Raw genomic sequence first — 8,397 nt, forward strand, 5'->3', positions numbered from 1 at the left:
TGACACTAACCCTGTGCACGCCGCCCGGTCTGCGCAGAACTACTCAGAACGGGCGCCCCACGCCTCCAGAATCGCGGCCTCCTTCTCCGGCGCGATCCCATGCGTGGTGTTGTTGCCAAAATTGCGGCGCTTCTCCGGGATCTCCTGCAACCATGCCCACGTGTCGCGTACGGTCTCCGCGACGGGACGGATGCGCAGCCCGGCCGCCTGAGCCTTGGTCGTCGGGACGCTCCAGAACGTCTCGGTCTCCTCGGACGGCGGCCCGCCCCACAACGGCAGCTCCACGAACGCCCCCGCCCCCTGCTCGGCCAGGAAGGTGCTGTCCACCCACACGAGCTCCGCGTCGGACCCGGTCGCCTCCTTGCACGACTCCAGCCACTCCCCGAACGTGGTCTGCCCGACAGGACCGGTCACCAGGAACCGGCCGGCCGTGCCGGTCTCGGCCTGGTCGAGCGTGAAGATCCCCAGGTCGCGCGCGTCCACGAACTGCATCGGCGCGTCCGGCTCGCCGGGCGCCAGCACCTGCCCGCCCCGGGCGATCCTGCTCAGCCACCACGGCAGCCTGGCGACGTCCTCGTACGGCCCCAGGATGATCCCGGGCTGCACGATCAGCACGTTGCCGTCGAACCCTTGCTCGACCGCCCGCTCGCACCCCGCCTTCAGCACCCCGTAGTTGCCGTCCTCGGGCCCCGCGTCGGGCTCGCAGGGCCAGATCTCCGCGCCGTCGCCGGCCGGCTTGCCGGGGAAACCGGCGAGCGCCGAGATGGTGGAGACGAACGCGTACGTCCCCGCGTGCCCGGACAACGCCCGCGCCGAAGCCCCCACCACCCGCGGCACGTAGCCGGACGTGTCGATCACGAAGTCCCACGTACGCCCGTCCACCAGCCGCTCGAGATCCTCCGGCGACTCCCGGTCGCCGCGGACCACCTCGACCCCGGGCACGTCCACGCCGGTGCGCCCTCTGTTGAATGTCGTGACCTCGTGTCCCCGGGCCAGCGCCTCCTCCACGACGGCACGCCCCAAGAAACCGGAACCACCGATGACAAGAACCCTCATAAGGGTCAATCTTCGCCTGCGGCCACCCTTCGATCAGTCGTCTTCACCAAGGGCGTAGCCCGCAGCGGCGGCACGAGGTGCACCCGGGCCGTCGCGATGTCGAAGAACAACCCCACCAGCTCCAGCTTCCCGGCCCTGACCTGCTCGTCCACCTTCCGGTACGTCCGCAGGTTCTCCAGCTGCTGCTGCACGTTGACCCGGCACAACACGTCCAGTGCCCCGCTGTGCAACCGGTCGCCCTCGGTCTCGATGAACGTGGCCAGGCTGTGGTCGCCGTGCCGCAGCCACCGGCGCAGCCCCGGCAGACTGCCCGCCTGCACGCCCGCGCTCAGCACCCCGGCCATCGCGCCGCACCCGGAGTGGCCGCACACCGTGATCGTGTGCACGCCCAGCACCTGCGTGGCGTACTCGATCGCCGCCACCACCGAGTCGTCGTGCGGCTCCGAACCCCTGCGCGGCACCAGGTTGCCGATGTTGCGCACCGTGAACAGGTCGCCGGGACCGCTCGCGGTGATCAGGCTCGGCACGATCCTGGAGTCGGCGCACGTGATGAACAGGTGCGTCGGCTGCTGCTTGCGGGCCAGCTCGGTGAAGATGGGCTTCACCAGCGGCGCCGTACGACGGTGGTATTCGCGCGCGCCCGCCGTCAGCTGGCACTCCACCTGCGTGGCACCGCCGTTCGACGGCACGGTACGGCTGCCGGGGCGGCGGCGCCGGTGCGCCCACGGCAGCCACCACCGGTCCGGCGCCATCGGCGGCGACTTGGCCGGGAACATGCGCGCCCCGCTGGCGGCCAGCGTGTACCACTCGTCGTGCAGCTCGTCGATGTCGACCGTGCCGCCCATCCGCTCGTGGTCCAGCCGCCAGGAGTGGATGGCCTCGAAGGCCGCGTTGTCCATGAAGTCGATGTTCAGGTCGAGGTCCACGGGCGTGCCCGCGGGGATCGTCCGGAGCTCGTGCGTCAGCCGCGGCACGCCCAGGAACGTCAGCGACCCGGAGATCGTCACGTGCAACCGGCCGTCCCTGTCCTCGCGCTTCAGCACGGTGACCCAGGTCAGGCGGCGCAGCGCGAGCAGCGCGGCCAGCGCCAGCCCGGCCAGCACGCCCTCGGCCAGCCCGAGCAGGATCACCGCGGCCAGCGTCACCACGTAGACCGGCACCTCGCCGTGGCCGTGCACCTTCTTGATGTGGCCCAGGTTCACCATCTGCACGCCGATGAACACCAGCAGCGCCGCCAGCGCCTCCATCGGGATCAGCTGGATCGTCCAGCCGAACCCGAGCGCGAACACCAGCACCCACACGCCGTGCAGGATCGTCGACCCGCGGGTACGTGCGCCGGCGTGCACGTTCGCGGTGCTCCGCACGATCACCCCGGCGACCGGCAGGCCGCCGAGGGCGCCGGTGACCATGTTGGCCACGCCCTGGCCGGTCAGCTCCTGGTCGAGGTCGGCGCGGCGGCCGCCGTGCATGCCGTCGACCGCCACGCAGCACAGCAGCGACTCGCACCCGGCCAGCAGCGCCACCAGCAGCACCGCCGCCACGACCAGGTGCCAGTCGCCCTGCGGCAGCACGGGGAAGGCCCACTCGGTGACGCTGTCGGACAGATCCACGCGGGTGACGTCCCAGCCGAACGCCCACGCCGTGACCGCCGCCACCAGCAGCGCGGCCAGTGGCGCGGGGATCGCCTTGACCTTCCTGGGCAGCCGCGTCCACACCGCCAGCACCGTGATCGTGAGCAGGCCGACCGCGACCTTGTGTCCGTGCAGGTCGGCGATCTGCCCGGGCAGCTCCATCAGATTCGCCACGGCCGACCGTTGCGAGCTGCCGCCCAGCACCACGTGGAGCTGCGACAGCGCGATGATCACGCCGACCGCCGCCAGCATGCCGTGGATGACGGCCGGCGACACCGCGAGCGCCGCCCTGGCCGCCTTGAAGACGCCCAGCAAGAGCTGCACGGCGCCCGCCAGCAGGGTGATCATGCAGGTGGCACGCCATCCGTACGTGTGCACCAGATCCACGACCACCAGGGACAATCCGGCGGCGGGGCCGCTGACCTGCACGGCCGAGCCGCCCAGCGCGCCCGCCACGATCCCGCCCACCACGGCGGCGATCAACCCGGCGGCGAGCGGCGCGCCCGAGGCCATCGCGATGCCCAGCGAAAGGGGCACCGCGACGAGGAAAACCACGAGCGAGGCTGGCACATCATGCCGGAGGGTGCCCAGCCAGCTACTCTTCGTGTCGCGGAACATGGAGCAAACCCTAATGCTTCGTCTTCCGCGCTTTAGCTCTGTGTCACATGGGTTTTACGTATTCCTGGCGGCGTGATCAGCGGTAGTAGTCGTGCGGATAGTCCTGCTCCGATGGGTGCCGGTGACCGTTGCCGCTGCCGTTGGAGGCCTGCGGCTGGTTGCCGAACATGTCGCCGCCGTACCCCGGCCAGGTCGACTGCGTGCCGTTGGGCGACGGCGGCTCCGGCCACGCGGCCGCGGGGGCGGTGGTGATGTCGCCCGTCTCGTACGCGGGGTACGCGGACGGAGGCGCCGGAGGCGTCGGAGTCGACAACACGTCGTCGTAGTTGGCCGAGACCGCCCGGCGGGGCGTGGTCGGGGCGCCGGTGACGGGGGACGGGCCGGTGAGCGCGTCGGAGTCGTCGGCCACCGCCCAGCCGGGGCGCACCTCGTACGAGGCGGGATAGGACGAGCGGGCGGCGGGCTGCTCGAACGCCGGCCAGGAGCTCCCCAGGTCGTACGAGGGGGCCGGGGTGGGGTCGTCCAGAATGTCCGGCGAGACAGTGGCCGGCCACGAACCCGACACGCTCGGCGTCGGCGGGGTGGTCCAGGTGGTCTCGAGCGGATCGGCAGCGCCGTTGTAGGCCGGGAACGGGTCGCTCGTCGGGGCCCCGTGCAGGGGCGCGGGCTGGGCGATCGGGAACGAGCCGCTGGAGGTCGGCCCCGCCGCGGGGAACGCGCCGCTGCCGCCGGCCGAGGGAGATGCCGGGAAGGAGCCGCTGCCGTTCGCCGGGGAGGCGGGGTAGGAGCCGGTGCCGTTGGAGGACGCGAACGAGCTGCCGCCGTTCGCGTAGGAGCCGTTGCCGTTGGCGAACGCGCCGGTGCCGTTCGCGGCCGTCGGCTGCGGGCGAGGAGACGGCATCGGCTCGGGGCGCGAGGCAGGGACGACCGGCTGGGCGCCGGCGCCGAGGATGCTCATCACGTCGGCTGTCGGGGCCGCGAAGGTCACGGTGCGCTGGTCGGCCAGATCGGGCTGCGAACGAGTGGCGCGGTTGGCGGGCTCGACCAGGTCGGCGAGGTTGGACGCCGCGGCGGGCGCCGGCTGGCGCTGCGGCAGGGGAGCCTGGACGGTGGTCGCGTCGGGGTCCGCGGCGGCGACGGGCTGGGGACTGGCCGTGCGTTCGCTGCGCCGCTCGGACCGGCTCGGGAGCTCGGCTGCGCGCTGCGGCTCACGCTCCCGGTCGCCCGGGCGGGCGGCGGCCTTCCTGGCGGCCACGGTGCCACCGGCGCCGAAGTTGCCCTGCTCCGCGTCGCTGCGGATGTTGGCCCAAAACTCCTCGTCCTCGTCGTCCGAGGTCGGGTTGCCCCACTCGTCGACGCCGCGCTTGCCACGCTGACCGGTCCGCACCGGTTTAGGCGCCTTGGGCGCGTCAATGGGGCTGAAGTCGGGACTGAAGTTGTTCATCCGCGGCTCGTGCGCGGCGAACTCGTCCGTCGAACGCGCGTGGGTCTTCTCCTCCTTCTCGGCCATCTCCTTCAGCCGTTCCGGAGGCAGGGAGCTCTCCCGCCGGTTCATTGAACGCACGCCCAGTGCCACGACGACGAGCACGAGGAGCACGACGGCGACCAAACTCACGATAACCGCAGTCATTGCACCACCCTCAAAGCCATGGCCTCCCTCTGGCATCGGTGAGATCGCGCGGCCATCGACGCGATCTGCCCCCATTGATCACCAATGCCTAACAATTGGATCTGATTGTGTCGGACCACTATGAGCGTTGTCACACCCTACGTGAAGAATTGGTACACCGTATTACCTGCGGTGTTCGGCCTCTCACTCGATGTCAACAGCGGTGAGCCGGCCGCGGGCTATGGTCTGATCCGCGATCTTCTTCAAGATCTCGGGGAGGGGCGCGCCCTCCTTGACATCGACCTTGGCGTTCAGCGTGTAAACCGTGAAGCGGTAGCTTCCTGGTTTGCACGGGGGGTCGTAGCCCGTCTTCCCGCTGGTCACCCTTGCCTGCCCGGTCCCTTCCGGAGGGTCCTCGGCGGCGTTGGGCCCCAGCTCGGTCGTGGTCGCGGGGACGTTGTAGAGCACCCAGTTGACGGTCGCCGCCGACGAGTCACGCGAGTCGACCACGATCGCGATCGACTTGGCGTCGGCCAGCGGCTGGCTCGACCAGCGCAGTGGCGGGCTGGTCCGGCCGCCCCGGCAGGAGAACTCGCGCGGCAGCGGCTTGCCGTCGCGCAACTCCGGGCTCGAGACGTTGATCTCCGCGATGTCCAGGGCTTGGGATCTGCCGATGAAACTGCCACAACCCGACAACGCGAACGCCGCGACCACCGTCGTCACAGTGACGCCGATCCGTCGCACGCGTGATGCCGTGTTACACAGCCCCATGCCGGACGATGCTACGCGGCTCTCGGCGGTGCGCAGACCGTTTCTCGATGGTCCGTGCTCGGTAAAGGATCCGAAATCGGCCAGAACCGAGGCATCCGGAGGGTGACGTTGACCACACCTGTGTCCTCCGCCCCACCTGTCGCTCCGCATCTGGGCCGGCCGCGGCACCCGCGCTGGCCTGCTGCGTCCCGCGATGGACGCCGGGCGGGATCTCACCCGGCGATCCGACAAAACGGACACTCGTTTCGGTCATGGTCCTTGGCAAAAACCAGGTGCGCCAGCTCGCCACAAACGGTAAAAGACCGGGACGCGGCGCGATGACACGGCTAAGGGCCACCCCGCTGGTCCGCTGCGGGGGGCGGGGCGGCCGGTGTGCGGACGGCGGCTGCCACGTTTCGTTGAGGCACTCGCGCTGCGGTGCGGTCCCGCGCTAGCCCCGGGGCCTGGCTGGCACGAACGTGGCGCCGCCGACGTGGCCATGCTCGACAGCCTGCGGCCGGCCGCCACCGAGCATGGCACCAGGGCCAGAACCCGGTGGGCAGACACGCCGCCGCGATCGCTGGATCTTTACCGCCCCGCAGGCAGATCACCTCGCGGGTACGCGTCCTAAGCTGGCCTTGTGACCTCAACAGGCCCGCTACGCGATCCGGCGAACCGCGTCTCGCCCAAGGCCGTCCGCCTGTGGCTGCTCGAAGCGCTGCTCGCCTTCGGGTTCTTCCTGGGCGGCTCGCTCCTGGTATCGCGGTGGGTCGGCGGCAGCGGGTGGTCGTGGGTGCCGGACTGGTTCGCCGCGAACTCCTGGCTGCTGCCCGTGGCCGTCGTCGTGGTGACGCTGCCGTTCCTGGCGGCCGAGCCGTTCGTCCGGTACGCCGTACATCGCTGGGAGCTCTCAGGTGACGTCGTCTACGCCAGGTCGGGGTACCTGACCAGGGAGTGGGTTTTCGTGCCCGTGAGCCGCATCCAGACGGTCGACAAGGGGCAAGGGTGGTTCGAGCGGATGCTCGGGCTGGCCACCCTGGAAATCCGCACCGCGTCCCACGCCGGCTCCTCGACGATCAAGGGGCTGGACTACGCCGTGGCGGCGGGCCTCGCCGAGCAGCTGGCGCACCGGGCCGAAGCGCTCAGGGACGACGCCACATGACCGACCCCCGGCCGCGCCGGCCCGAGGATGCCGGCCATGAGGGCCTGCCCGACGACGCGCCTGCACCGGCGCCAGGCCACGGGCTGCCGCCCGGGCCGAGATGGGCGGGCGACGGGCAGACGGGGCCTCCTGCGCCCCCGGTCCGGGTGCCGTTGCGGCTGAGCCCGAAGGTGCTGCTCATCGATCCGGTGCGCATGCTGCCCTCGCTGCTCCTGCCCCTCCTCGGCGTGCTGCTGGTGGGCGGCTTCTCGGCCAGGTCGTACGGCTGGGCAGTGCTCGGCATCGTCGGCACCGTGGTGTTCGCAGTCGTCAGGTGGGTCACCTTCACGTACGAGATCGCCGGTGACCGCCTGGAGACGAAACGGTCGCTGATCAGCCGGTCCGTCCGTACCATCCCGCTGGAGCGCATCCGCGGCGTCGACGTGTCCACGCCTCCCATGCATCGGCTGCTCGGCCTGGCCGTACTCAAGATCGACACGGGGGCGAGCGGCGGCGACGAGGAGGCTGAGCTCGACGGGGTCACGCGGGAGGAGGCCGACCGGCTCAAGGCGCTGCTCCTGCGGCGCGCGGCCCCGCGGGAAGGGCCCATGCCCGAGGCCGCCGCGACCGGGCCCGTGGAGCGGCCGATCGTCAGGGTGCCGCGCAGGTGGCTGCTGTACGGGCCGCTGTCGGGCGCGTACCTGCTCACCCCGTTCGCGCTGGCCGGCGGCGCCGTGGGGCTGGCGTTCCAGTGGGGGGACGAGTTGGGGTTCGGCCAGGACGCCGCCTGGAACGTGGGCCAATGGCTCTGGGAACACCCCTACCTGCTGCTGATCGCGGCCGTCCTGCTCGTCCTGGCGATGCCCATTCTCGGCGGGCTCATGTACGCGGTCTTCAACTGGGACTTCCAGCTCAAACGGCGCGATGGCTACCTGGTGGCGGAACGCGGGCTGATCAACCGGCGCAGCGTTTCGCTGGAGTCGGCGCGGGTGCGCGGCTACGAGATCGTGGACGGGCTCGCCGAGCGATGGGCCGGGGTCGTGCGCGTGTGGGCCATCGTGACCGGGCTCGGCGACTCGCAGACCCGGGGGCAATTGTTGCCTGATGTGCCGCGCGCGGTCGCGTACCAGGTGACCGGGGATGCGGTCGGTCCCTATACGGCCGCCCTGCGCCGTCACCCGCCCGTGGCCCGCAACCGCCGCCTGTTCCGCGCCGTTTTCCCGTGGGCGCTGATCGCGCTGGTCAGCGGCGTGGCGGTGGGGGTGACCGGCATGATGGTGTGGTGGATCCTGCTGGTCCTGTCGCTGCTGCTGGCCGGTGTGGGGATTCCCCTGGGGCTCGACCGGTACGCGTCGCTGGGGCACGGCTACGACGGGGTGCGGGTGGCGGTGCGGTCGGGCTCGCTGCGCCGGTCCCAGGCCGTGGTCGAACGCCGGGCCGTGGTGGGGTGGCGGCTGCGGCAGACGTGGTTCCAGCGTCGGGCCGGGGTGCTCACGTTGATCGCCGGAGTCGGGGCCGGCAAGGGCGGGTACGAGGCGATCGACGTCTCGAAGGCCCAGGCGGGGGGCTTCCCCGCCGAGGTGACCCCGGAG

6 protein-coding genes are annotated in these 8,397 nt (G+C 71.2%); 2 read left to right on the forward strand and 4 right to left on the reverse strand.

Annotated features, from left to right (window positions below; genetic code table 11):
- Positions 1-39: 39 nt before the first annotated feature.
- The 4 genes from ETD86_RS32285 to ETD86_RS32300 all read right to left on the reverse strand — a co-directional run bounded on the left by ETD86_RS32285 (position 40) and on the right by ETD86_RS32300 (position 5,658).
- Positions 40-1,056 carry an NAD-dependent epimerase/dehydratase family protein gene (locus ETD86_RS32285; protein WP_138670440.1) on the reverse strand — a complete coding sequence of 339 codons (1,017 nt, stop codon included), beginning with the start codon at positions 1,054-1,056 and terminating at the stop codon, positions 40-42.
- A 5-nt stretch (positions 1,057-1,061) separates the two neighbouring features.
- Positions 1,062-3,305, reverse strand: a complete 2,244-nt coding sequence (locus ETD86_RS32290) for a SulP family inorganic anion transporter (protein WP_138670441.1) — start codon at positions 3,303-3,305, stop codon at positions 1,062-1,064.
- Between the two features lie 76 nt (positions 3,306-3,381).
- A complete protein-coding gene (locus tag ETD86_RS32295) occupies positions 3,382-4,935 on the reverse strand; it encodes a hypothetical protein (protein ID WP_138670442.1) in 1,554 nt (517 codons plus the stop codon).
- Positions 4,936-5,118: 183 nt separating this feature from the next.
- Positions 5,119-5,658 carry a YbhB/YbcL family Raf kinase inhibitor-like protein gene (locus ETD86_RS32300; RefSeq protein WP_246148528.1) on the reverse strand — a complete coding sequence of 180 codons (540 nt, stop codon included), beginning with the start codon at positions 5,656-5,658 and terminating at the stop codon, positions 5,119-5,121.
- 646 nt (positions 5,659-6,304) lie between these two features.
- On the opposite strand from ETD86_RS32300, the gene ETD86_RS32305 reads away from it, so the two are divergent.
- Both ETD86_RS32305 and ETD86_RS32310 read left to right on the forward strand, forming a co-directional pair.
- Complete coding sequence (locus ETD86_RS32305) at positions 6,305-6,826, forward strand: PH domain-containing protein (protein ID WP_138670444.1); 522 nt, start codon at positions 6,305-6,307, stop codon at positions 6,824-6,826.
- On the forward strand, positions 6,823-8,397 hold a 1,575-nt coding region (locus tag ETD86_RS32310; protein ID WP_246148529.1), incomplete at its 3' end, for a PH domain-containing protein. The genes ETD86_RS32305 and ETD86_RS32310, both read left to right, overlap by 4 nt.

Origin of the sequence: Nonomuraea turkmeniaca (assembly GCF_005889735.1) — a bacterium.
In the GTDB taxonomy this organism is placed as follows: Bacteria; Actinomycetota; Actinomycetes; order Streptosporangiales; family Streptosporangiaceae; genus Nonomuraea; species Nonomuraea turkmeniaca.